Source organism: Kangiella sp. (assembly GCF_048265365.1).
In the GTDB taxonomy this organism is placed as follows: Bacteria; Pseudomonadota; Gammaproteobacteria; order Enterobacterales; family Kangiellaceae; genus Kangiella.
In genome coordinates this window covers 1,808,779-1,833,927 of record NZ_JBLXBT010000001.1, presented here as the reverse complement: position 1 = coordinate 1,833,927, position 25,149 = coordinate 1,808,779, and the positions used below count along the sequence as shown (strand labels likewise).

19 protein-coding genes are annotated in these 25,149 nt (G+C 41.6%); all 19 read left to right on the top strand.

Going from position 1 to position 25,149, the window contains the following annotated elements:
• Positions 1-154: 154 nt before the first annotated feature.
• The 19 genes from ACN0VI_RS08500 to ACN0VI_RS08410 all read left to right on the top strand — a co-directional run bounded on the left by ACN0VI_RS08500 (position 155) and on the right by ACN0VI_RS08410 (position 25,143).
• Positions 155-1,036, top strand: a complete 882-nt coding sequence (locus ACN0VI_RS08500) for a BTAD domain-containing putative transcriptional regulator (RefSeq protein WP_331890884.1) — start codon at positions 155-157, stop codon at positions 1,034-1,036.
• Between the two features lie 202 nt (positions 1,037-1,238).
• Complete coding sequence (locus ACN0VI_RS08495; protein ID WP_331890882.1) at positions 1,239-1,448, top strand: hypothetical protein; 210 nt, start codon at positions 1,239-1,241, stop codon at positions 1,446-1,448.
• Positions 1,449-1,488: 40 nt separating this feature from the next.
• Positions 1,489-3,912: a phage tail sheath family protein gene (locus tag ACN0VI_RS08490; RefSeq protein ID WP_417446438.1), complete on the top strand. Its 2,424-nt coding sequence runs from the start codon at positions 1,489-1,491 to the stop codon at positions 3,910-3,912.
• A gap of 14 nt (positions 3,913-3,926) precedes the next feature.
• The gene (locus ACN0VI_RS08485) at positions 3,927-4,424 is read left to right on the top strand and encodes a phage tail protein (protein WP_331890880.1); all 498 of its coding nucleotides are present in this window, start codon (positions 3,927-3,929) and stop codon (positions 4,422-4,424) included.
• Between the two features lie 11 nt (positions 4,425-4,435).
• Positions 4,436-5,215, top strand: coding sequence for a hypothetical protein (locus ACN0VI_RS08480; protein ID WP_417446437.1), 780 nt, complete (start codon positions 4,436-4,438; stop codon positions 5,213-5,215).
• Positions 5,212-6,198: a hypothetical protein gene (locus ACN0VI_RS08475; RefSeq protein ID WP_417446436.1), complete on the top strand. Its 987-nt coding sequence runs from the start codon at positions 5,212-5,214 to the stop codon at positions 6,196-6,198. The genes ACN0VI_RS08480 and ACN0VI_RS08475 overlap by 4 nt, the downstream gene beginning before the upstream one ends.
• A 3-nt stretch (positions 6,199-6,201) precedes the next feature.
• Positions 6,202-7,542: a DUF4255 domain-containing protein gene (locus tag ACN0VI_RS08470; RefSeq protein ID WP_417446435.1), complete on the top strand. Its 1,341-nt coding sequence runs from the start codon at positions 6,202-6,204 to the stop codon at positions 7,540-7,542.
• A complete protein-coding gene (locus ACN0VI_RS08465; protein ID WP_417446434.1) occupies positions 7,542-9,509 on the top strand; it encodes an ATP-binding protein in 1,968 nt (655 codons plus the stop codon). The genes ACN0VI_RS08470 and ACN0VI_RS08465 overlap by 1 nt, the downstream gene beginning before the upstream one ends.
• The gene (locus ACN0VI_RS08460) at positions 9,499-10,191 is read left to right on the top strand and encodes a hypothetical protein (RefSeq protein WP_417446433.1); all 693 of its coding nucleotides are present in this window, start codon (positions 9,499-9,501) and stop codon (positions 10,189-10,191) included. The genes ACN0VI_RS08465 and ACN0VI_RS08460 overlap by 11 nt, the downstream gene beginning before the upstream one ends.
• An 8-nt stretch (positions 10,192-10,199) precedes the next feature.
• Complete coding sequence (locus tag ACN0VI_RS08455) at positions 10,200-10,478, top strand: hypothetical protein (protein ID WP_331891591.1); 279 nt, start codon at positions 10,200-10,202, stop codon at positions 10,476-10,478.
• A gap of 5 nt (positions 10,479-10,483) precedes the next feature.
• Positions 10,484-11,632 (top strand): hypothetical protein, encoded by a 1,149-nt coding sequence (locus tag ACN0VI_RS08450; protein WP_417446432.1) that lies wholly within the window; start codon positions 10,484-10,486, stop codon positions 11,630-11,632.
• A gap of 5 nt (positions 11,633-11,637) precedes the next feature.
• Positions 11,638-12,204, top strand: a complete 567-nt coding sequence (locus ACN0VI_RS08445) for a phage baseplate assembly protein V (protein ID WP_331891589.1) — start codon at positions 11,638-11,640, stop codon at positions 12,202-12,204.
• Positions 12,205-12,213: 9 nt separating this feature from the next.
• A complete protein-coding gene (locus tag ACN0VI_RS08440; protein WP_417446431.1) occupies positions 12,214-12,519 on the top strand; it encodes a hypothetical protein in 306 nt (101 codons plus the stop codon).
• 2 nt (positions 12,520-12,521) lie between these two features.
• Positions 12,522-12,896: a GPW/gp25 family protein gene (locus ACN0VI_RS08435; RefSeq protein ID WP_417446430.1), complete on the top strand. Its 375-nt coding sequence runs from the start codon at positions 12,522-12,524 to the stop codon at positions 12,894-12,896.
• Position 12,897: 1 nt separating this feature from the next.
• Complete coding sequence (locus tag ACN0VI_RS08430; protein ID WP_417446429.1) at positions 12,898-15,486, top strand: hypothetical protein; 2,589 nt, start codon at positions 12,898-12,900, stop codon at positions 15,484-15,486.
• Positions 15,486-17,762: a hypothetical protein gene (locus tag ACN0VI_RS08425; RefSeq protein WP_417446428.1), complete on the top strand. Its 2,277-nt coding sequence runs from the start codon at positions 15,486-15,488 to the stop codon at positions 17,760-17,762. Before ACN0VI_RS08430 ends, ACN0VI_RS08425 begins: the two co-directional genes overlap by 1 nt.
• On the top strand, positions 17,763-20,141 hold the full coding sequence (locus ACN0VI_RS08420) for a hypothetical protein (protein ID WP_417446427.1): 2,379 nt from the start codon (positions 17,763-17,765) through the stop codon (positions 20,139-20,141). It begins immediately after the preceding gene.
• A gap of 6 nt (positions 20,142-20,147) precedes the next feature.
• Positions 20,148-23,861 (top strand): DUF6519 domain-containing protein, encoded by a 3,714-nt coding sequence (locus ACN0VI_RS08415; protein ID WP_417446426.1) that lies wholly within the window; start codon positions 20,148-20,150, stop codon positions 23,859-23,861.
• A 34-nt stretch (positions 23,862-23,895) separates the two neighbouring features.
• Positions 23,896-25,143: a PASTA domain-containing protein gene (locus tag ACN0VI_RS08410; RefSeq protein WP_417446425.1), complete on the top strand. Its 1,248-nt coding sequence runs from the start codon at positions 23,896-23,898 to the stop codon at positions 25,141-25,143.
• Positions 25,144-25,149: the final 6 nt, after the last annotated feature.

Genomic DNA, 25,149 nt, shown 5'->3' with positions numbered 1-25,149 from the left:
TGTTTATACTTCATGGAACAGGCATTTATTTATTAGAGAAAGTCAAATCTGCATTGAATCAGTTCATATAAACACAAAGTGCCTCTTATAGTAAGAGGCATGTTTATTTATACTAACCTACGTTGTTTGTGATGAAAACTCGAAAGGAAATTCGATGAATAACTCAGGGATCTCTCTAACACTAATGGGAAATCTAGCCATTAGATACAATGGGGTGCGTCAACAATTCAGGTTAACTGGTAGCACTAAAAATCTTTTTATGTTGCTAGCTTGCCATTGTAATCATACGTTCCGTAAAGAATACTTGTACGACAATATTTGGCCGGACTCTCCAGGCCAACAAGCACGATCTGCATTAAACACAGCCTTATGGCGCATCAAAAAATACTTAAATTCATTTGAAGGCATTGGAATCGTTACTTATGACGATTTAGTGAGTTTAAGTATTGCTTCTGATGTTTATCTTGATGTTCGTGCTTTGGAAAACGCCGTAAATGAATTGCAGAACTTCAAGGCAAATTCGTTTCTTCTTGATGCAAAACACAGAGAACGGTTAACGGACATTGTTGCTAACTGTTATGGCTTATTTCTTGAAGGTTCTGATGAACCGTGGGTGCACTCAGCACGTGAGCTCTATACTTCTTATTATATTCAAGCACTGACTTACTGTATGCGTGATGCTGTGGCATCAGGTTTGTATGAGAGCGCACTGCAACACGGTAGACGATTACTAGAGCTTGATCCCTTTAGAGAAACCGCCCAGCGTGAGATTATGTGGGTATACGTCATGAATGGGCAGAGAGCTCAAGCTATAAAGCAATATCTTGATCTCAAAGGTATGTTACAAAAAGAACTCGATATTGAACCCATGCCTGAGACCGTAGAGCTATATCAATGCATTGTCTCAGATAAGAAGCCCAACTATTTTTTAAATTCAACCAGCAAAAATTTTGATGACCAAGATTTAAAAAAATATAATTTAGATCAAATTAGGCAGCAAATTTTCCACCATTTAGTCACTGATCTTAGTTTATAACCCCTATCTTTCTTGCCAAAAAAACCTTTCCATTCAATCTGTTAAGCTGCTTTGTGACTGAGCTGTGACTCAGTCATATTGACCTGTGATTTTGCTGTGCCTAATTAGTTTCGGCAGTGTGATGCAAAAGAAATTTGCTTGAGAGTCCGCTGAATTTCGTTCTGCTAGCTTTCTTTTATGGATTAAGTCAAAAAGTGCGAATATGCAGGATTTCCCACAGTATTCTTCGATTCTTTCAAATCAGAAACAGTATGTGTTCATTTTTCGGGTTAACCGAGAAATGAGTAAAGAGAGTGGGGCACCGGAAAGAACCATTATCAATCTTGAATTAGCCAATACCAAGCAAAGCTGGTCGTTTTCCAGTTTAGAAGATGCATTTGCGCAAATTCAAAATACTTTATCAAAAGCTTAATCCTCAACAGGGTCTATAAAATATGTAAAAGGACGATTTTATGATTAATCCAACTTATCCAGGTGTTTATGTACAAGAGAAAGCGTCAGGTGCAAGAGCAATAGCTGGCGTAGCTACCTCTATTACCGCTTTTGTTGGCACAACAAGGCGAGGACAACTCAATACGCCCACGCGAATTTTCAACCTAAGAGACTATGAACGACATTTTGGTGCAGGCGATAGTACTAGCTTTACGGAAGAACAGATTAAATTATTCTTTGATAATGGCGGTACTGAAGCATGGATTACCAGAATTGCTAAAGATGCAGAAGCTGCATCTGTCGATGTGGAAAACGAAGAGGGTGATGCTGTTCTTAGATTCACTGCTCGAGAGGTTGGGGTCGAAGGTAATAATATCCGTGTCGAGGTCGACTATAATACCCTGCAGCCCGAAGCAACTTTCAATGTGAAGGTTTATCGTCGTATTACTAATAGCAACGGAACTATCAGTATTGAGAACACCGAAACCTACAGTAATCTTTCTATGGATCCAGACGATGGAAAGTATGTAGTAACCAATATCAACAATTTAAGCTCTTTAGTTGAAGTGGAAGATCTGGTTTCTGGCAGTGGTGCTATGGATGCTTCTCACTCATTGTCAGGACTTTTGTTGCCCGATGTTGATGGTGACTTGGTAGATACGGTTACCGATAAATTTTCAGGTAATCCAACAGGACAGTTTGTTTTAAGAGTCGATAATAATGCTCCGGTTACCATTGTAGTTTCATTGCCTGCTTCTCCCGCTGCATTGTTAACTAACATTTCTGATGCTCTTGATGCTGGAATTAGTTCGTTAGGTCTGAGTAACACAGTGAATTGTACGTATAATTCTGACGTTTCTACAGGTAGGATGATTCACATCAGTGTTGATGATGCCAGAATCAGTATTACACCTGCGGCAAACAATGATATTGCAGTTCCATTGATGCTAGGAGCCAGTCAGGGTGGACTAGAAGTGAGTCGTTTTGCCAACTTGCGTCCAGCGGCTTCTTGCTATGTAGCTCGCCCTTACACAATTTCTGGAACAGCGCCTGATTTCACACGCTTAATTTCACTTTTTGAAACCGATAAAGCCGATTTAAATGCATTTGCTCTCACTGACTCAAGCAGCTTTAGTCCCCATAGCTTTGGCGGTATTGCCTATTCCAATGCAACTGGCAATATGTTGGTAGGAAATCAATTCGATCCCTCGACTAATCCTGATGATCATTCTCTCGGAGCCCTGGTTAACCTCACGGAAAATTTGAATACTATTGCTACAGTTATTTCAAATAACACAAGCCAGCAATGGGAAGCGGAGGTACATGGCTTTAGATTGGTCTTAAAACCATTATTTGGTATGGAAAATGCAGGGGTTAATGCTTCCCTGACTACTGCTACCGATGATATTGCAGCAGCAGATAACATCTTTGAGGCTACTCTTACGCCGCAAAATACCCAGAGCTATATGCTTGGCAAGGTTATTGGTGGTATTGGTGCTGAGCCTTATCAAAGTGGTCATCAAGAAGGGGTTGATGGCGTTTTACCGACTGACTCTGAATATAGAGATGCTTTTAGTGTTATCGAAAAAGAGGTCGATTTATTTAATCTCATGGTTTTACCGCGAGCACAAGCAACCGACGGTACACAGAGTGATAGTCAGCGCAAAAGTGCATTCAATATAGCCAGTAGTTTCTGTGCAAAAAAACGCGCTTTCCTGTTAGTCGATCCGCCCTCTGATAATGGGCCTAACAAATGGACTGACTCATCTAATACTTCAACTGGAGTCGATGCTCTAAGAGTTGGATTAGAAACCCGCAACAGTGCCGTTTATTGGCCACGACTTAAAAAAGCTAATGGAAGCTTCCAGGATCCATCAGGAGCTATGGCAGGTCTTATCTCACGTACTGACTCATCACGAGGTATTTGGAAAGCGCCTGCCGGTGTAGAGGCTACTCTCAGGGGGGTTAGTGGTGTCGAGTATCCTATGAGCGATCCTGATAATGGTGTCATTAACCCTAAAGCTGTTAACGCACTTAGGGTTTTCCCTGATGGTGTTTTAAGTTGGGGGGCTCGCACACTTATCGGCTTCAATGACTCCGGGAACATCGATGATAAGTACATTCCTGTTCGCCGCACAATGCTATACATCGAAGAATCTCTATACAGAGGATTAAGGTTTGCCGTATTCGAGCCAAACGACGAACCACTCTGGTCTCAAATCCGACTAGCTGCTGGTTCATTCATGAACACCTTGTTCAGACAAGGCGCATTTGCCGGAAAAAAAGCATCGGATGCTTATTACGTACGATGTGATGCGACCACCACTACAGAGACCGATAAAAACTTGGGCATCGTTAACGTCGTTGTTGGTTTTGCACCAGTCAAACCGGCCGAGTTTGTGGTGCTTACCGTGACCCAGATCGCTGGCCAGATTCAAACATAAGGTAGGAGTTTCTTATGCAGTTTGCAGTTAATACACAAAGAATAGATCCATACAAGAACTTCAAGTTCAGGCTTGTATGGAACGGAAAGATTATTGCCGGAGTAAGTAAGGTAAGTGGTCTGAAACGAACGACTGAGGTTGTAAGCAACCGGGATGGCGGTGATTTATCGACCAAAAGGCATTCTCCAGGTGTTTCAACTTTTGAAGCGATTACCCTTGAACGTGGCATAACCCACGATCATGAATTTGAGGAGTGGGCAAACAAGGTATATTCCGTGGAAGGTGATGCGGGTGTATCGCTTAAAGATTTTCGCAAGGATATAGTACTTGAGCTTTATAACTTACAAGGTGTGAAGGTAATCAGCTGGCAGGTATTCAGAGCATGGGTATCGGAATACACCGCTGTTCCAGAACTGGATGCTAATGCCAACGGTATAGCTTTTGAGTCAATCGTTCTGCAAAACGAAGGGTTCCAAAGAGATGAAGCGGTTCAAGAAGTTGCTGAAACTTAATGGGGTTTTAGATGATTGGGTTAACTCTACACAAGCATTCTGAGAAAGCTATAGAAGTATCGTTTAAAGAGCTAACGGGCAAGGAAGAGCTGAGTTTGGCCAAGTTTGGCGGTACTGAAATGGATGAAATGTACTGGCTTCTAGAGCAAATCATTACTGATATCTCCAGTAATAATAATCGTATGAAGCTGGATGAGTTAACTCTTTCGGATTTTGACCAATGCGTGAGCCATCTTTATGAGCAGCTCTATGGCACAAGGGTGAACTGTGAGGTGCATTGTCAATCTTGTACTGAAGGGTTTGAATTTGATATCGAATTAATCGATTTCAAGAATACTATTTTTGCTTCTAAAGACGATTATAGCCTGAATGAAGATGGAACTTATGTTGCAACTGGGTATGGAGAGGTATTCACCTTACCCAAGGTTGCAGATCTTGATGATTTAAAGAAATATCCGGCTGAAAAATGGCTAGATAAATTTCTTATATCAGGTAACTGCAATCATGAGAAGCTTCAAGAGCATATCGAAGCTGCCGGTCCATTAATGTCGCAAGATATCTCAGCTCAGTGTCCTAGCTGTGACGAAACAAACTTGGTTCGCTTTGATTTAACTCGGTATTGCCTACAGTCTCTTAAAGAGGAGCAAAAGTTTCTGCTGAAGGAAGTCCATATCATTGCTAATAAATATGGCTGGAACCTTGATGAGATATTATTGTTGACAAGAAACGTTCGCCGGCAGTTTGCAAGCTTTATTATTGCTGACAATAAAGTATTAAGGGCTTACTCATGAGCAGTTATATCCAACGTTTAATTGCTCGCGGGGTCGAGTCATATAGTAGCAGTTCTGTATTAGGCTCGGTGGCTAAAAGTCAGTCACCTCTGGTAAAAAATGACCAGAGACTGCACGATTTTGATATAAAACATACCGTTGATGTCCCAGTAAGCAGAGCCCAAGAAGATTTCAGCTTTGATTCTAACCAGTCTATAGCCTCTAAGACAAGCTCTGGAGAATTGGACAAAAGTGTTGGTCAAATGCAGGAGAGTGACTATCAGGGTAAACCACTCATAAGGAATGATAATAGTGAAGTGTCGGTCAGAAGTTCTAGCCCTGCAGCGGAATCTGATAAATCCCATGCTTACTCTTCACCAGAACAAAACCAAGCCAATTCTGAACCGCCAATCATTCAAAAACAAACTCTGGTTGAGAAACAACTCATACATCAATCACCGGTCATTAATAAACACTTTAATGAAACCCATATTAACAAGACTGAGAATCAACAAACGGTCAACTATGTTGATAATCCACGCAGCTCAAGTCGTGCTATCGAATTAAATAGCTACAGTAATACTCAGCAATCATACAATGGTGCTGCGGATAAAAAGATAACTCAGCCGAAAGATTCTGTGGTTGAGCCACGGGTAAAGAAAACGATGTCGATTAATCCTGACATATCAAGAAAGCCAGAGTTTGAGGATAAGACCGAAAGAGCCTCGAGAGAAGATGTAGCACTTAAGCTTCAGGAAGTTAGAGCTAAAATGCCTGTGAGCTCAATAGCCCAAGAGTACGATTCTCATAAGGAGAGTTCTCCAGCGCCGCCATCGGTTGTTGAAAGGGTTGTCGAGAAGGTCGTAGAAAAAGAATTCACTAATAATAATATTAGAAATAACCGTAGTCATCAGTCTAAGCCAGCTACAGCTGAAAGCATTTCGAAAATTGGCAGTCTTCCGATCAGGAATAGTGTCTTTTCAATTTTCGGGAGCAGGGGGTAGTTTATGGCTATGCTTGATTTGTCTTTGGTTACTACTAGTCTCAAAAAACTAGTTGAAACTAATGTAGCAAACCTGCTTGGTGAGACTATCACTGTTTCAACCATGCCTCCAGAGATGGTTCCTGGCACAACAAAAACAATAAACTTATATCTATACCATATCTCTGAAGATCCACACTATAAAAACCACTCGGGATATCTCGGCACTCAACCGCCTATTGCCGGTCAGCCGATGGCTCTTAATCTGTACTATATTCTGACGCCGCATTTTGGAGTCAATGATCAATTCGATGCCATAACTCAACAACAGTTGATTGGCCTGGCAATGAAAACGTTTCATGACTACCCGGTTATCAATGATGATCTTAATATTGGGCCAGACGATATCCTTGATGATGACTTGAAAGGCGACGGTAATACTATAGAAATAAGTTTACGCCCGGTCACCCCAGAAGACACTCTTAACTTTTGGGCCGCTGAAGACCGAAAAACTGCGCGTTTATCAGCTTTCTATGAGGTCCGTGTCATATTCTTACAGCCTGAGAAACCTGCTACTACACAAAGTATTGTTACCAATATGGGGCTTTATGTTAACGCAAGTGGTTCAGCTAAGCTGTTATCCAGCAAAAGTTTCATGCTGATTCAACCGCCAGTAATAACAGGAATAGGGGAACAGAAAGTTCCACTTTCACCAGCAAAGATAACGCTACAAAAAGATGGAATAAATAATCCTCAGATTACCCTTGCTGGAGAAAATCTTACTGCAGCACAAGCAAGAACGCTTTTGTTAAGGTCTTCTGTATTAAATGAAACACTCAAAGTAGACGCTTCTCTCAATCCTGACTGGAATATTAGTATCGAACCTAACCAAATCAGATTTATACCACAACAAATTCTGGTCGTAGATGATGGGGGAGGTGCAATTAATCATGAGTTGACTGCAGGAGTTTATGATATATCCCTCTTAATTATTGATTATCGATTTCAAGGCGCAGAACGACTCGAGAGTCATTACGAAACCAACCGGCTTTCAGTTGCCATTGGCCCACACATTGCTTCAAATCCTCTATTAGATATCAACAATCGATATGTTATCGAGATTCTTGATAGTTTGTCATTAACGACCATGATTGACACAGAGCCTCAGACCATAAACCTGTCAATTGCAGGAAGTATATACAGAAGAGTGGATACTATTGCAGCCTTAACGGCTGGTGATTTCTTCGTTGAAAACCATCAATTATTGGTAGAACCTCTGCCTAATATAGCATCCTCAGGGTTTTATCCGATCCAGATTACGGTCAATGGTGCAGAGTCACAACCATTCTGGCTGGAGGTGGTTTAATGAAAAATGAATATTTAAAAACCGTACCGGAAGCTATAGAAATCACAGCCGCAGAGTTAGTCACTCAATTGGTTAGAGTAAAATTAGAATCCAGGATTGAGTATCTTAAACAGAATGCAAACGACGATGCTATTGAGGGTGAGCTCGGCTGGGAAGATGAATCCGCACAGTTGATTGCCGAGTTAGAATATAAAATTAACAACCATCCTCACTCTCCAAGAAATGCACTGATTGATGTGTTTGGTTTATCTAAAGCCGAAATTGCAATGCTGGATACGTGTGTTGCGATTTCAGCAGATGCTTCTCTTGAAGATCTCGTAGTCCAGTTACAGGGCCGACCCTATCGCCCTCAAATCACAGAGAACTTACTCAAAAGATTATTTAGATTATCACCTAAGCCCATATGGCATGGAGCATCTTCGCTATTCAAGTGGAAAATGGTAGAACCAATAGCCGATCCCTCTGGTTTTGCTCAGACCTTTAGGGCTGACCCTGAGATGGTTAATTGGTATTTTGGAATAGCTGCGCTAGGTGAGTCGATTGCTCATGCTTGTAGTGCCAAGGATCTGAGTAGTGATTATTTTAGAGAATCTGTATCTGAGTATAGCCAAAGCATTCTGAAAATGATCAAACTTGGGCACTCAGCTCGCGTGGTTATTCAAGGCAGTAGAAGAAGTGGTCGAAAAGAGTTAGCGGCTAACCTCGCTAATCAGCTTGGCAAAAGGGCACTTTGTATATCAGCTAAAAGCTTATCCGAAAGTAATTTCACTGATGATTATATCCGTATCCAAAGGTACTGTATCTTAACCAATCGTGTACCACTATGGATTTCCAGTCCTCCACTGTGGCCTGAGAATATTGATTCCTGCCCATTGCAAATTGTTATAAGCAATGCTCAAGAACTGCCTGAAGCACATGATAGTTACCATGATCTTATTATTATACAGCCAACACTCGGTCATGAGCAGAAACAGAAAATATGGAATGAAAATCAATCAACACCACTTCCAAAAGAGCTCCAGTCTAGTACCTATAGGGACTTGAGGTTAGCAACAAGCTTAGTTGAGCTTGATAATGATGAGCTTCAAAAAGTACTCTCAAATCAACGTCAATTGTCTGCATTGCAAGAACTGGGACAAGTAATACAGCCAGCCATGTCATGGAGTGATCTGGTTTTGTCGGATAGTATCATGCAGCAATTAAAGCTTTTTACAAAAGAAATAGAACTAAGAAAAGTTCTATTGTCTGATCCTGAAACTAATCGTCTTTATAAGCATGACACTAACTCCTCCGCACTTTTTTCCGGCCCACCGGGAGTTGGTAAAACTATGGCTGCTCAATGTGTTGCATCAGATTTAGGAATGCCATTAGTGGTTATTGATGTTAGCAAGACCATCAATAAGTATATTGGCGAAACAGCCAAGAATTTATCAAAAATATTTGAGCAAGCAGAAAAGCACAATTGCTTACTGTTCTTTGATGAGGCCGATGCCTTTTTCTCTCAGCGCACCGAACTGAATGATAGTCATGACCGCTATGCCAATGCTGACACCAATCACTTGCTTCAATTGGTAGAAAATTATTCAGGTCCATTAATACTTGCGACTAATCAAAGAGCGCGTATTGATGCTGCCTTTTTCCGCAGAATACGCAATATTGTTGCCTTCAGGAATCCTGATAGTGGACAACGTCTTGAGTTATGGAGGAGGCTGTCAGGTTTACTATTTTCCAGTAAAGAAACGGATTCACTTAGTGATGGTTTCTTACAATATGCTAGAAAATTTGAGCTTTCACCTGCTCAAATAAAATCATCTATTTTGAACGCTAAATACCTATCACTCATGAATGATGAGCCTTTATCGGAGCAGTTCATTATGCACGGCATTGCAAGAGAGCTTCAGAAAGACGGAAGAAGTATTCCGCAAAGTTTAAAGAATAATTTAGGGGAGCCTTCCTATGTCGACTAGTGGCTACAAAGGTTCGCCTTCTGTACTTAGAGGGGCTTTGGTTCAATTGGTTGAGGACATCGTTGGTGTCATACCGAATATTATAGCCTTTCAATATAATCCTGAAGCGATAACCCGAGGATTGCAGCCATGGAATCCATTTGAGGTTGATCAAACCAGTCGTGGAGCACAAGCTCCAACTGTACAACCTTACTCCCCACAAGAGACCTTTTCGTTTTCTCTTGAGCTTAATGCTGCTGATGATATGGAACGGGGGAATCCAATCACCGTAGGAACCGGTGTGGCTCCTCAAATTGCTGCCTTACAAAAATTAACCCAGCCAACCGAAGGTTTGATTGGTGACTTAGTATCCAGTGCGAAAATGTTGGCTGGCCAGCAAGTTGTTGAGAGGCCTACAGTACCTGTCACCTTGCTGATATTAGGACCCGGTTTAATGTATCCAGTCAGGGTTACATCAATATCAATTGAGCAAAAAGAATTTAATCCGCTGTTATACCCAATCCAGGCTAGCGTTACTCTAGAGTTAGCTGTACTGACGCCGGATGTTTTCAAATGTAGAAAGACGGCTGCAAACTCTGTTGCTACTGCCGCCTATAATTTTAGTAAGTTACAAGAAGATGTATTAGCCATTTTAAATATCAGTAATACGGTAACTAATACTGTTGGGTCTTTACCCATTTAGGAGAAGATATGTCGCACTTTAAGTCAAATAGTCGTTATGTGAAATACTCTCAAGTATATGTGACTACTGATAGCTCTGGTAGGCAAGTTCAAGCGCTTACACCTGCTGAGATACCTAAGCAAAGAATACTCGGAGAACATTTACTTAAACAAGCCCAACGATTGGATCATTTGTCCAATCATTATCTCAATGATGCGGCAGGTTACTGGCGGATTGCACATGCTAATGATGCTATGACAGTAGAAGCAGTAGGTGCGAAAAAACAAATTAAAATACCGGTCAAATAATTACTATGAGTTTCGGAGCAATCGTTACATACGGTGATAGCAATCAGCCAATTCCTGATGAATTGAGTCAATGGTTAGTTGAGGTCAGGATCGAGCAGGAGCTTAATAAACCTGCAAGGTTTGCTATTCGATTTGAAGACGATATCTGCGGAGAGGGATTTGAAGTGCAAAACAACTTGGTTCTTAGGCCTGACTCAGTGATTGGTATTTTTGTGCCAGTAAATAGCCAATCTTCACCGCAAACATCTGAAATGGAATGTTTAATCATTGGACGCGTAACCAAAATCAAAAGCTCTTTACAACTTGGAGGTCCCGGTACCTGGATAGAGTTTCATGGAGAAGATCGGCGCATAGAAATGGACCGTCTAGCTGTAACTGCTAATTGGCAAGGTAATGGAGCTGATATTGTCAGCTCTATATTAAGCAGTTACGACTTTACACCTGACGTCAGTGATATTGATGTTGAATACACTGAAACTGATCAGCTAAACCAAAGCGGCACGGATCTTTCATTTCTTAATAAGATGATTAATGAGCACGGATTGAATTTCTGGATTGAGTACTCGGTAGACAGTACTAATGAAATGAGCGGTGAATACAGTGTTAGCGAAAAATCGATTGTGAAAATATCACCTCCAGAACAAGGTGCAACCAATTTGTCTTTACTTCCCGATGACGATCAGGCAACCAGTTTCAGAGTTAATGTAATTCAGTCTGCATGCCCTAACGTCAATGTCTTTAGTGCTGAAGTTGATACAGAAGTCCCTAATGCAAGATTGGGGCAACACGATGAAACAGAAAGCAATGCTAGCGAGGAAAGGGCAGATTCGTTAGGTGAAGGGCAAACTATTACTGAGGTGGGAGGAGCAGTCAGAACGATCCCACGAAACTCACCTGGTACTGACGAAGATCGAGAGCGACGTGAGCGTTCTACTTTAAGAGAAGCATCCTGGTTTGTTGAGGCGAGCGTTTCTACCTCGGTTCACATGTATGGAAAAACCATTCATCCGCATAGCATTATTGTCGTTGAAGGTGCTGGTGATACATTGTCGGTTCCATATCAGGTTAAATCAGTGACTCATGTCGTTAACGCCTCAGATCATATGATGGATATTAAGCTGCGTACTAACACATTAGGTAGTAGAGGAGCATAAACAGTATGAATGCTGAAAGTTTAATGCAGGTATTAAGCCAAAAGTACTTTGGAAAGTATAGAGGAGTCGTTGTTTCAAATGAGGATGATAAACGTCGTGGACGACTTAAGGTTGTGGTCCCCAATGTTATGGGGCAACAGGCCATCTGGGCTTTGCCTTGCGTCAACTACGCAGGAAAAAATGTTGGTCTATATGCTATCCCTCCAGTTTTCGATGGTGAAGTGCCGCGCTGGGATTCACGTAAAGATGCGGGTGTATGGGTAGAGTTTGAAGGTGGCGATCCGAATTTTCCGATATGGGTAGGCTGTTTTTGGGGGGAGGGTGACGATCATATTTCGGCAGAAGATGCTAAGCCTTCAATAAAGTTTTGGCGTACTGAAGGAGTGCTTTTAAGAATTGATGATGATGAAGGTTCATTAACAATTGAAACTGATAGCGGTGCGGTTTTAACAATTGGTCCTAATGAAATCAAGCTTGATGCGCAAGAAGTGAATCAAGTAGCAAATGGCTCAAAGCATGAGCTCAAAGCAACGGGCCTGGACGTTAACAATGGTGCATTTACCGTAACCTAAGGAATTATTATGTCAAATCCAGTTAATAGTAAACCTAATGGAGTTCAGGATAGTTTTGGTAGCAGTTCTGTATCAAATATTACGGCTAATCAGAGGGTAAAAACTACTTTTGGAAGCATTGGGACCATTACAGATGTCCCTCAATTTAGCGGTACCACCGTGACAGGTATGTGGACTATGGGAGCAACTAGAGTCAAGGTAAATGGTCTGCCGATCATCAATACCGCTTCAGTTGGCGTTGGTTTAAATGCAGCCGGTTCATCTACCGGACCATTAACCGTTGCCCAAGCTGACAATAAGGTCAAAGGATTGTAAATATGGATATTTTAAACTCTTTAAGATTTCCTTTTGCTGTGGACTCAACTTCGGGGCAGCTTCGTGAGGAGCATGACTACGATAGTTATATCAAGCAACTGATACGTCAGGTTCTGCTTACCAATTTGGGGGAGCGCATCAATAGGCCCGATTTTGGATGCAATATTAAAAGCATGGTATTCGATTTGAATAATCCTGCCACTTCAACATTTGGCAAAACAATTGTTTATCAAGCACTGACGCAGTGGCTATCAAATTTCATTAAAACAGAAGGTGTTGAAGTTTTAGCAGAAGAGTCAACTCTATTCGTAAACGTTGAATATACTGTGATTGCCAATGGTGAAAAACGGTTCTTAAATGTGGAGCTTAGTATCTAACATGTCAAACCAGGATCGCAAAACAGCATTGTGCGCTCAATCTATCCCCGCTCAATTAACGGGCATAGACTTTGTTCAAATCAAAGACAAAGATGTACAAAACACATTGCAGGTGTTTTTCATTGTAGAACCTGATGATTTAGCTAGCCCATTAGTGGATGGTGGAAGCTTGCCCGTGGCTTTAACAGCAGTAGAGCTATCAGCCATATCAATAGATTCACAGAGTAGTGGTCAACAAATTGAAGTGTCCAGCGCAACTTGGATAGAAGAGAATAGTTGCACCACAGATTCTGGTGCCGAAAAAAGAATTGCTTTAGAGATTAATGTATCGGAGCCAGGCGGATTTGAACTTCATCGCTTAACCTTGAACTTTGAACAGCTGGATAGGTTCTTTAAATCTACCATTTTTAGTTTTAAACAAGCTTGCCCGTCGGATCTAGATTGTGCGACAGAATCTGAATGTCCAGAGCAGCCTAGGAAAAATGTCAATATTGATTATTTAGCGAGAGACTTCTGGAGTTTCCGTAGTGCTCTAATTGATTTCGCATCTCAATACTATCCCGAGTGGGAAGAAAAAATAGAAGCTGACCAAGCCATGATGATTTTAGAAGTTATGGCTGCTATTGGTGATGAATTTGCCTATACACAAGACCGGTACGCTTTGGAAGCTTATCTATCTACTGCAACTCAAACCCAGAACATCATTAATCACGCAAGACTGGTCGATTACCAAGTGAACCGTGGTAAATCAGCAGAAACCACTCTTATTATTGGCGCGACAGGTACGCCGCAATACACACGAATACGTGATGATAATTCCAGTATTGAACCTGATACCGTATATGCTCTTAAAGAGAGCGTAGGCAAAATTCCTTTTCAAGTTATAGAGAAAACATGGGTACATCCCCGCTGGAATCAAGCTGAAATTCATATGCCAGATCCCGGAGAACCGTGTCTCGAGCTAGGTGCCACTGAAGCTTATCTCAAACTGAGCCCTCCAACTGCTGGCGAACTTCCACCGGATGTTGCTTTTAGTTCTGCAGCAGATTTCTGGGTAGGAAGACGTATAATTTTACGTTCAGGTATTGGTGTTTCAGATGAACCGAATCGATCCTGGTTGGTTGTCGTTACAGATGTCGAGGCTTATGAAGACCCTCTGATATTAGATCCCGGTACCGGCTTACCAACTGTATTAACGCGCGTTGCCTGGTCAAAAGAGCAAGCGCTACCTTTTCAAATGCCATTTTCAAGTGCCTATGCTTATTTAAATTGCGTAGATGTTATAGCCGGCGAAACCATTAAAGAATATTTCCGTATCGGTTCTGTAGAAACGATAACTCAAAAATACAACTCAAGCTTAAATGATTTTGAGTTGGCTCAACTCGTTGATTTAGAGCCCGCAGTCGAACGCTTAGGTGCTTGTGTTGAAAGTCGTGGTCTAATTTTACGCTATGGACTGGCTGGTAGCATTGATAAAGGCCTCGCCTGGTCTTTAAAAGACAAAAGCAATATCAGTGAACCTGTGATTAGTATTATAGAAGTGGAGCCAGATGCAACGGACCCAGAAAGACTTAAATACAAACCTTTTGCAGGAAGTCTAAATTGGCAATTTATCGAGTCAATACTAAACGCTAACAGTGAAAGTTCTATTTTTACAGTAGAGCATGGTTATTGGGGTGAGGTTACACGTTATCAAAAACCGTCTGGTGATGTTGTTCATTATGACTATGCCGGCAATGATGGATTTAGCATACGCTTCGGTGATGGCGCTTTCGGAAGATTGCCGAACGAAGGAGCTATTTTACAGGTAACCTATTTAACCGCACCCGGAACAAAAGCAAACTTATCAAGTGACGCCATAACACTTTTAGCTTCTCCTTCCGATGGCATCATAAGTATGGATTATGCAGAATGGGTAACCAATCCTTTTAGTATAAATTCTGCAGAAAAAGCTGAAAGCATAGAATCAATAAAACAAAATGCTCCAGAAGCATATCAGCATTTACCTTTAAGAGCGGTCAAGCTGGATGATTATCAGGAAATCCTGGAACGCGACAAAAGAATTCAGAAGGCTAAAGCTAGTAGCCGATGGACTGGAAGTTGGGCTACCGATTTTGTCGCTGTTGATCCTATGGACACTACATCATTAAGTGATGAAATTAAACATGATGTTGACGAGACACTTGACTGTATTCGTCAAGCTGGCCGATCAGTTTGTCATATGCCAGCGGTTTATTTGCCCGTCGATATCAAGGTTGAAGTTTGTGCAAAAAGTGACTTCCAGAATTCAAAGGTTATTCGCTCAATACAATCTGCGTTGACAAACCGTAATGATCCTAATTCATTCTTTCATCCCAACAACTTTTCTTTTGGCGAACCATTAATTCGTTCACAACTTGAAGCTTCTATCCAAACGGTCGATGGCGTTAAAGGAATAGAAAATATAAAGATTCGAAAAAAAGGGGAAAGCGATTTCAAAGACTTTAAAGAGTCACTATATGTTGCCGCTAATGAAATTATCCAGGTAAATAACAACCCCGAACATCCCGAAGCCGGGCATGTTTCGATTAATGCACATGGAGGTGGCTAATGGCAACCTGTTCTTGCGACAGCTATATTTTAAATGACTGCCTGAATATCTCGCCAGGCCTGAAGGAATTGCCGCGTCAATATATGACTTTTAATGACTACAGAAGCGCAATGCTCTCCGATATTGCAAGCAAGCCTGCATTAAAGGATTGGTCCGGTGAAGTTGAGCATGATCTTGGGGTGATGCTCTTGGATATGTGGTCATACGTACTTGATGTTACTCAATTTTATGATGAAAAAATTTCTGAAGAGGCTTATGTAAGAACCGCCAAACGAGATATCTCAACAAATCGCATTGTTGAGATACTAGGCTATAAACGTAAACCCGCACTCAGTGCAAAAGTAAATCTGTCGCTTGAAATTGACGGGCATGACGACACCACATTAGCAGCAGGGATTCGTTTTCGCTCTGAAGCATTTGATGACCAGCCGCCACAAGTATTTGAACTAATTTCGGATGTGACCGTCAGCCCACAGTTTAACAAGTGGCAGATTGTTGACATTCCAGATACAAAATTCCCTGGAAGACTTCTAGTTAAACCCAAAGGTTCTGGTGTGCCACGAAGCGGCATACTAACAGTTGTAGAAACCTCTTCACCAAGTCAGGTTTGGGGTGGTTATATTGAGTCTATTGACGCATATACTGCTGCCGATAACACAAAGTATCAGGAAGTCACGCTATCGCCAGATATCAGTAGCGATTTAAGTGATAAAGATGTCACTAACTTGCGGATGTTTGTTATGGGGCTTTCGGCTCATCAATCACCGTATGATGATTCAACCTCATCTTTCAAAGTTTACTTAGATGGCGTTTACCCTCAATTAGTAGCAGATCAACCCGCTGTCTTTGAAGTCAATGGCACCTTATATCCATTTATGATTGTCAGTGTAAGCAAAGAAAATGTGGCAACTGGAATAACTGACATAGAAGTTCCAGTAACCAGGATTGAATATCCTTCTTCTTTAGGTGCAAATCTCTCTTCAGGATTTACACTCCACTTTAATCCTATTTCCGTTGGCAAATTATCAGGACTAAATAAAGAGCGTATTTCGCTTAATGAGATAAATGAAGTCTCATTGGAAAAGCCATCAGTGGAACTGGTGGATAGCTCATTATCGGCAAATTTTATGTTAATAGGGCAGAGCAAGTTAGGAAAAGAACTCTCGGGAACTGTTAGTCGCAATAGCTTTAGTGATTACAGTTTCAGTGCATCTATGAATGCTACTGAATTTGAGCAAGACTTAAAGGTTCCGGTCTCACTCAGAGGGAATATTGTCACTGCGTATCGAGGTGAAAGTGTTAAGCAAGAAGTTCTCGGTTCTACAGATTCCAGCACGCCAAATAACCGATACAAATTGAAAAAACAGCCTTTGAGCTGGATTGAGGATAGCTCGAGCGCGCTTGGAGCCAGGCCGCTGCTTGACTTATACGTCAACGGTGTACGTTGGCAACGAGTTAACTCACTTTTTACAGCTAAGCCCAATGATAGGGTTTATGTTATTGAAAGCGACGAACTGGGTGATTCATGGGTGCGCTTCGGGGACGGCATTCGGGGCGAAAGACCTAGCTCTGGAGTTAATAATATTGTTGCTGACTATTACTTTGGAGCGGGGGCTGCAAAGCCTCCACCCGGAAGCATCCATTCAATTGCTAAAGGTGCAAAACAATTGAAAGCAGTATACGGAGCAACTCGTGCTCAAGGTGGTCGTGATATTGAAAGCTCCGAGAGCGTTAAAACTCATGCATCATCATCCGTATTAACCTTGGGTCGAGCCGTCTCAATCCATGACTTTGATGCATTAGCTAAAAGTTATACCGGTGTTCTCGGTGTTAGCTCAGGTTGGGCCTGGGATCCAGGAAAACAAAGAGCTGTTGTTAAGATATGGATTATTGATGACGGTGGTATTGATTATAAAACAATGCGTAATTGGTTAAGTGCTATGGCAACTCCAGGAACTCCTATAGTAGTTTCCGAAGCAACAGGTCTGGAAAGAAATCTTACTATTAATATCTCGTACGATCTAAAAGTACCCAAGGAGATCACCCGCGAAGCTATCACTCAATTATTGCACGACAAAGACTCTGGGCTATTGTCAAAGAATCACATCGGTATTCATAAAGTTCTTTACCGTTCGGATCTAGTCAAGAATTTACAAGAGCTTGATGGAGTTGATGGTGTTACCAGCATTCGCTTTCAAGGAAGTGAAATGGAGTGGGCTATTCAAGCACCTATTGGACATTACTTTAACTTCTCAGATTCAACAACGGTGAATTAAATGGCAGGGATGAATAATACAGCAGGAAAAGTAGCCCACGATGGTTTTGAAGCATTTTATGCTGAAAAAATCTGGTCGTTAATCCCTTCTATTTATAAGGATGAGGATTTTAATGCAACTAATCCCCATCAATTACGAGCCTTTGTTGAAGTGCTTGCTAAACAAGCAGCAACAGCAAGACGAAGTATCGAACGTCTGTCGGATGACACTAATATCGCCGACTGTGATGAGTGGGCAATTCCATATATAGGCGATCTCTTTGCTACTCGTTTAGTTAGCCCGCAAAATCCAGTGGGCCGAAGAGTGGATGTTGCCAATACTCTGAAATATAGACGTCGAGCAGGAACGGTACACTTATTGGAATTGTTGGCTAATGATATTACAGGCTGGGATGCTGTCGTATCAGAAAGTTTTAAAAGACTATATCGTAACTGGCATAGCCTTGACTGTATTAAAGATTCGGTGTCAAAGACTCCCGCTGGGGGATTTGTTCATCTAAAAGAGCAACGTATTGATGAGAAGAAAGGGAAAGCCTTTGATGATCTTTCTTATTATCCTGAATTCCGACAATTAAGAGGGGCGCTTGGACGGTATAATATTCCTAAAGTATTACTTCATCTTTATCGACAGATAGCCCTACCTTTAATCAATACAACGCCATTTAAATTCGACCAGCAACGCTACACGATAGATCCATCCGGTAGAGATACTAGTTTATTTATGCCGGGCCGCGAAACTGGTGATTACTGTAGCTCTCCTAAAGAGTGGGAAGTTCGTTCTCCAATTCCATGCAGCTTATTAAATTCGGCCCAGTATAGTATTACTAATAGTGCTGACATAACCGGCGTAGATAACCCATTAAGCAATCTATTTGATGAAACCTTTAACAGTGCACATGACATTATTCGGCGCGTAGAAAGATTGAAAAATATCAGCGATGGCACACCGGTTGTGTTGGATATTAATCAAATAAAAGAGCTACTGGCAAATAGCATTCATGATGATAGCCCCAAACTACAGCTACTGGAACTTGCTCTAGTTCTAGCGCTGGGACAAAACTCTGGCGAGATATTAGATCCCTTACAAATTACAGCTGGAACTCTGAGTGATTGGGGAAGTGACACGCCCAATTTATCAGATTGGCAGGATTTATTGATCGACCCCGCTAATGGCAGAGTCTGGTTAAAAGAAGACCCAGAAGATGATTCTAATCACTTATTTGCCGTAAAAAGTTTCTACGGGCAGTTTTACCCATTGGGTGCCGGAACTTATGAGCGTCGACAGTTTTTATCCGATACGATTGACCACACTTTTAGCAGTGTCGCGACCAATGCACAACAAGAGGAGTTGTCGCCTGGACCTGTGGCCGGTTTAGAGCTTCCAGGAACTGACGCAGGGCCTGCTGGCGAAGGGGTTTATCAATTTCAGGACTCAAAAACCTATCTCAACGATCCTGCGGCAAGTCCTGCAAACACAGTTGAGATTATAGGCGATCTGGTTATTCAGGCGGCTAATCAATCGCGGCCTTATATCTTGTTAACCCCAGAAGGTGGGGAGGATGAGTGGATATTTGAATCACAAACTACTGGAGCAACCTTAGTACTTGATGGCTTATGGTTGGGTATTCTTCCGTCAACTCATGCTGAGACTGATGATACAGATTTACCTGCTCCAAAAATAACTAAACTCATTCTCGATGGTAGTTTTGATAAAGTTACCCTACGCCATATGACATTAGATCCAGGAGGCCAAAGAGCCAAAGTTAATACTGGACAAACATTTGTCATTCCTCACGTTTGTTTAGAGCTTAGAGGTGAAATTGATGAGTTGGTGATAGAGCGGAGCATTACCGGTCCTATTACAGAGTATAGCGACATCATAAATCCATGCTCAGCCAAAAATATTTCCATCTCAGACTCTATTATTTATAGCGAAACCTCTCAGCCAGCTATTGCCACTCGTGTTGCCAGTGTTGATATTGAAAGAAGTACGGTAGTGGGTGATATCCAAGTTGCCCGAATTAATGCAAGTGACTGTATTTTTCAGGGTGATTTCTGCGTCGACGATAACCAGCATAGTTGTATACGCTATAGCGCAGCCACCAGTAACTCATTATCGAAACTGCCCAAAACCTACAAATCGATACTGTTTAATACTGCTATTCCAAACCATTATTTTGTGTCAAGACGATTCGGCGATGCAGGATTTATGCAGTTAAGCGAAAGCGCACCAAAATCAATCAAGCGAGGCGCAGAAAGCACTAGTGAAATGGGTGCTTATAACTGTGCCATCGCAGCCATTAAGGAGGATGACTTAATGTTCAAGTTATTTGAATTCACAGGAATAAATGTCATCCCACAACTGATCAAGGAAACATAAAGAGCCATGCAATCACTAGATATTTCAAGAGACTCCTTTCAAAGGGATAAAAATTACTCGAGGCTGAAGCAGCAGCAGGGTCGTGTGCCTTTAGACTCTGAAGCTAATGAAGCATTGTCAATTTCGGCTGAAGAACTAAGACGGAGTATTCACGATTTAATCTGTCACAGCGGTACGCCGGATGGTGGCTTTAAGATCAGCTTCCCAGCAGACGCTGAAGATCTGGAAGAAAGGTATCGTCTTTACAACTTCGATATAGGAAAGGGAACCTATTACATCGGTGGCGAAAGGTATGACAATTTGCAGGATTCGACTTTTCTGACACAGGGGGACTGGTTACAAGTTGAGTTAGATATGCAGCCACCACTTACAGCGCCCGATCCCTCTGTTACAACAGATGTGAGATATGATTTTGTCTGGCTTGAAACTTGGGAGCAAAATGTTTCTGCAACAGAGGACTCTGAATGCTTTGAGAGAGCATTGGGTGGCCCTGATGGAGCAGGTCGTATGCGACGCATGACTCGAGTTCACATTATGCAAGATACTGCTGATAACTGTCTTGAAGCAATTGAAGAATTAAAGGACAGCGAGCAGGGTGGAACTATAGATCCTGATACGATGAGGGTCATGTCGGATGTGCGCCTGACGGTGGATTTAACTTCAGAGGGAACTCCTGAAAACTTATGCGCACCACAAACCCAGTCTGGATTCTTAGGCGCTAACAATGAAACTTATAGAATTCAGTTAACGTCACCCACCAGTTTTATTTATGGTAGAGACAATGCCGCCCCCTTGTACCGGGTTCAAGTCAGTGAAGTTAGTGATGGCGATGGTCTTGGTCTTCGTAAAATCACCTTCTTAACGGAACCGAAAGATGTCTATGCGCAACCGCTTTCAGGTCATGCAGTAGAACTATTTCGATGGAATACATTCTTACCCAATCAAGAGAAACTTGCCGAACCGCTAGGTAAATTAATCACAGTTGAAACCGATTATGATCCTGAGGATAGCTCCATTGTACTATCAGAGCCACTACCGCAAGAGTGGGTTGATTGGTTTGCTGGCAATGGCTCAGACTTTATCAGTGATCTGGATGCCTCATCAGCTAACAAATATTTTTACTTGCGGATATGGACAGGCGGCTCAGGAGACTCAGATAAGCCAGATTATGACATAGATTACGGTAATCCCAATCCACTGGGTGATACTGGACTCAGTCTGGTATTTACGGGAGAGGGTAGACAGGGCGATCATTGGATTGTCGCCGCAAGACCCAACGCTCCAGATATAGTAACTCCGTGGACTTTACTCGACCAGGCTCCACCTATGGGGCCGGTTAGAAGAATAGCTCCTCTAGCTCTAATCAAATGGGAGCTGAATGAATCATCTGTGTTTGTTCCGATGGTGCATGATTGTCGCGAACGCTTTAGAAAGCTCTGTAAAATTCATACGTGTTGCAAAATTACGGTGGGTGATGGCCAGCACTCTTTTGGTGATGTTAATTCAATAACTGCTGCTATCGAGTCATTGCCTGAAGAAGGTGGCGAGATTTGTTTGCTTGAAGGAATATTTTCTGAGAATGTCATACTAGAAAATAAGCACAATATTATAATTAAAGGATGTGGTGAGAGAACGATATGGGGGGCAGATGATGAAGATGACTCTCCCGTTCTTACTATGCATAGATGCTCAAATATTAAAGTCGTTAATTTAGCGATTACCTCAGAAGCAAGCCGCTGTATACATTGTGGTGATATCGAAGATCTAGAAGATGATCATTCTTGGAATGAACAAATAGTCTTCGAAAAACTCAATCTTCATTGCTCCGATAAGTTGGCTGTATGGGTTACCGGCTGCTATGACTTTGCAATGGTTGGTTGTGAGGTATTCTGTCATGCTTTGAGCCGACCTCGTTCCTCTTCGGACATACCTGATGAAAACTTCGGTCAAGCCCCTGCAGTATTTATTATTGGCGTTAACGTTGAAATTATCAGTAACTCAATCATTGTTGATTCTGAAATTGATGCTCCTTCTCGTCCTTTTGGAGGAATACAAATAGGCGGGCAGTCGAGCAATGTCGTTATCCAAGCAAACTATATCGACGGAGGTGTGGGTAATGGTATCTGTTTGGGACATCTTGAATGGATTGAAAGAGAAACTGAATCAACGCCAAGTGAAGAGTATGCTGTTGATGGTTATTTCACCTACGGTAATGGAGTGATCATAACTGCAGATGGTTGTATAGGAATTCCAGGAAAACCAACGCCTCCACCTACCGATAATGAAGTCGAACTGATTCCGGCTTCGGGTGGCGAGATTCAAAACCTTTCTATTCAATCAAACCAAATTCTTAACATGTCGCTTAATGGAATTGGTGTTTGTTACTTCTTTGATTTATCAGAAGAGCCGGACTTTATTGGCTTGGATAATACTCAAATAACACACAATACCATTAGCAACTGCCTAAGGGGTGAATTTGAAAAGTTCCCAATGGAGCAATTGTTATTTAAAGCAATTGGCGGTATAGCGCTCGCCTCTTGTGACTTATTGGATATTTCCAACAATAAAATATTTGGTAATGCCCAGTCAGTTGAAGTCTCCAATTGTGGTGTGTTTGTATTGCATGGAAGCGGTATTAAAATCAATGATAATCAAATTTATAAAAATGGTGCCACCCCGCAAAATAACGAATACTTTGAACCATTCGGAAGAAGAGGAGGCGTTGTAATCGGCTGGTGCTACTCACCGGCCCCAAACATCGTAGCTGATAATCCATTTAGTGGCGTGGAAGCGATTACCACTAGTATGGCACAAGCAATTACACCATCTGGTTACACTGCTTTCTCCTGTCAGCGGAATTTTGTCGACTCCTCACATGGGCAAGCGCTTAAAGTTGTTGCGTTAGGTCCAACTATTGTAACGAATAACCGACTCAATGGAGCTGGTCACTCTAATTCACTATTGAGCTACTTTGCTTACTTTTTTGTACTATCACCAGGGATTACCACCTTGTTCTTATTACTTGGTGCTCTAGGCTCTTCTCGTGTGGTCGATAGAGACAATATAAACGTTAATTACCTGCTGTTAAGTGAGCTTTTTATTGCGGCACTTGGTGGTAGTGCTGTCTCAGTCTTCAATTCAGCCTTTGCGGAAGATGTGTTTCTTGGTGCAAGTACCGGAGATTCAGGAGGAGGGCTGTACAGAGGCGGCGGCGAAACATTGTTTAATGATAATCAGGTTTCCTTAAGAGCACACAGTAGATCATCTGAAGGAAATGTTTCATCAGTAATGATAAGTAGCTTAGACGACGTTTCATTCAGTAGCAATCAGGTTGAGTGTGACAATGATCTTCCTTTTGTCTTAATTAATGCCTTTGTTAGCGGCATAACGGTTCGGGCTATAGGTAATCGTTTTCAGGAGTCATTGTCGTCGACAGCAGAGGACGAAGACGCTGCATTAAGCAACTTGTTTTCTGCTTTCACTTTCTCATTAGTAATGAATACAACCAGTAATAATCAGGCCACTCATTGTTATTCCATAAACAATATGGAGTATTTGAACTATCGTGGCGTTGCTGGTGCTCTTACAGTTAATAAAGATAACCTGAGTTTAATAAATGAATTGTACCCGTTAGACAATGGTGTTTGTTCTTTGCTAGGGGATTATATCAGGAAAGGGATGTGGCGAACCTTTGTCTTTGCGGATAAAAAGAAAGCTTAGTTACAACTCGCGAATATTAAAGAAGGATATTGTGATGAAGATTAAAAATATTGATAAATGCTCTGATGAAATGAGTGAGAGTGCATCCGCTTTGCCAAACATTATGCCAATGGCGAGAGTAGCTAACTTTAATACTGGCGATGTTTTTAGCAGGGCTAAACAACGGCAATTAAAGCGTGAGTTAAATCGTTCTAAAAAGAGGGGTGATAATAATAACGCGGTACTAATAAAGCATAAATTGCGTCATGAGGAAGCACAACGTAAATACATCATCGCTCAGAAACAAAGAGAAGAAATTAACCCTGTCAGACCTGAAGAAAATCAAATAGTTATTCAAGGGCGAGTAACACTCAATGGTTTAGGAGTTGATTGCTACCTGGTCAGTCTGGTTAATGAAAAAGGAAGTTTACTACAAAAATCCACAACTAATAAATCTGGGGGTTTTACGTTAATAGACGACTCGGGAGCAGCCTATGCTATTAAAGTCTCAAATAAAGAAGGCAAGGTTCTCTATCAGAATGCGAAACTTGGCCTATCGCAGGACAATCCTAAACTATACTTGGAGATTGAGTTATCAAGTATTGAACAAGAATGTGATATTAAAGATCCTCCTAAAGAAGATCCCAAAAAGAAAGTGTCTGTTCCGGACTTGATTGGCTCTGAACAATCTGCAGCTCAGAAGCTTCTTGCCACCCGAAAACTTCGCATTGAAGTTGTTGGTACAGTAACGACAACCAAACATATTGACCAGATAGCTAAACAAGTACCCGCAGCAAAATCTAAGGTCGAACCGAGAAGTGCGATAAAAGTCTGGATTGGTGAAAAGCGAAAAGACATAAAAACCGTTGATGATTTTGTCGGAAAATCTATTAATGCCACTGGGAAAATTATTGATGGTGATGAGTTGTATTCACTGGATAAAGTTGACTTTGATAAGTCTGGCGAATCGGGTAAAGTTATGGCACAAATTCCAGTACCCGGCGAGCCACTAAAAAAGGGAGCTAACATCAGACTTAAAATTGGAATAGGGGATGATAAGAAAGATCTATCTACCGCAATTTTTATTTTGGAACGGAATAAAGAATTCAAAAATTTAAACATCACTAAAAGTAAATTATCTAAAGTGTTTAAGGACAGAAAGATAGATAGCCTTACAGATTTAAGAAAGCTTTCAAGAACAAGTATGAAATCTCTAACGGCTACGTTTGATCTTGGTGGTATTGAGGAAGCTAGGGTTCTAAAAGCTCTTTTGGTTGATGTTACTAACCAAATGAAAGGCTAGTAACTC

What these genes read in the sequence shown, in the direction of transcription:
- ACN0VI_RS08500 (WP_331890884.1), top strand. Translation starts at nt 155, where the DNA reads ATGAATAACTCAGGGATCTCTCTAACACTAATGGGAAATCTAGCCATT.
- ACN0VI_RS08495 (WP_331890882.1), top strand. Translation starts at nt 1,239, where the DNA reads ATGCAGGATTTCCCACAGTATTCTTCGATTCTTTCAAATCAGAAACAG.
- ACN0VI_RS08490 (WP_417446438.1), top strand. Translation starts at nt 1,489, where the DNA reads ATGATTAATCCAACTTATCCAGGTGTTTATGTACAAGAGAAAGCGTCA.
- ACN0VI_RS08485 (WP_331890880.1), top strand. Translation starts at nt 3,927, where the DNA reads ATGCAGTTTGCAGTTAATACACAAAGAATAGATCCATACAAGAACTTC.
- ACN0VI_RS08480 (WP_417446437.1), top strand. Translation starts at nt 4,436, where the DNA reads ATGATTGGGTTAACTCTACACAAGCATTCTGAGAAAGCTATAGAAGTA.
- ACN0VI_RS08475 (WP_417446436.1), top strand. Translation starts at nt 5,212, where the DNA reads ATGAGCAGTTATATCCAACGTTTAATTGCTCGCGGGGTCGAGTCATAT.
- ACN0VI_RS08470 (WP_417446435.1), top strand. Translation starts at nt 6,202, where the DNA reads ATGGCTATGCTTGATTTGTCTTTGGTTACTACTAGTCTCAAAAAACTA.
- ACN0VI_RS08465 (WP_417446434.1), top strand. Translation starts at nt 7,542, where the DNA reads ATGAAAAATGAATATTTAAAAACCGTACCGGAAGCTATAGAAATCACA.
- ACN0VI_RS08460 (WP_417446433.1), top strand. Translation starts at nt 9,499, where the DNA reads ATGTCGACTAGTGGCTACAAAGGTTCGCCTTCTGTACTTAGAGGGGCT.
- ACN0VI_RS08455 (WP_331891591.1), top strand. Translation starts at nt 10,200, where the DNA reads ATGTCGCACTTTAAGTCAAATAGTCGTTATGTGAAATACTCTCAAGTA.
- ACN0VI_RS08450 (WP_417446432.1), top strand. Translation starts at nt 10,484, where the DNA reads ATGAGTTTCGGAGCAATCGTTACATACGGTGATAGCAATCAGCCAATT.
- ACN0VI_RS08445 (WP_331891589.1), top strand. Translation starts at nt 11,638, where the DNA reads ATGAATGCTGAAAGTTTAATGCAGGTATTAAGCCAAAAGTACTTTGGA.
- ACN0VI_RS08440 (WP_417446431.1), top strand. Translation starts at nt 12,214, where the DNA reads ATGTCAAATCCAGTTAATAGTAAACCTAATGGAGTTCAGGATAGTTTT.
- ACN0VI_RS08435 (WP_417446430.1), top strand. Translation starts at nt 12,522, where the DNA reads ATGGATATTTTAAACTCTTTAAGATTTCCTTTTGCTGTGGACTCAACT.
- ACN0VI_RS08430 (WP_417446429.1), top strand. Translation starts at nt 12,898, where the DNA reads ATGTCAAACCAGGATCGCAAAACAGCATTGTGCGCTCAATCTATCCCC.
- ACN0VI_RS08425 (WP_417446428.1), top strand. Translation starts at nt 15,486, where the DNA reads ATGGCAACCTGTTCTTGCGACAGCTATATTTTAAATGACTGCCTGAAT.
- ACN0VI_RS08420 (WP_417446427.1), top strand. Translation starts at nt 17,763, where the DNA reads ATGGCAGGGATGAATAATACAGCAGGAAAAGTAGCCCACGATGGTTTT.
- ACN0VI_RS08415 (WP_417446426.1), top strand. Translation starts at nt 20,148, where the DNA reads ATGCAATCACTAGATATTTCAAGAGACTCCTTTCAAAGGGATAAAAAT.
- ACN0VI_RS08410 (WP_417446425.1), top strand. Translation starts at nt 23,896, where the DNA reads ATGAAGATTAAAAATATTGATAAATGCTCTGATGAAATGAGTGAGAGT.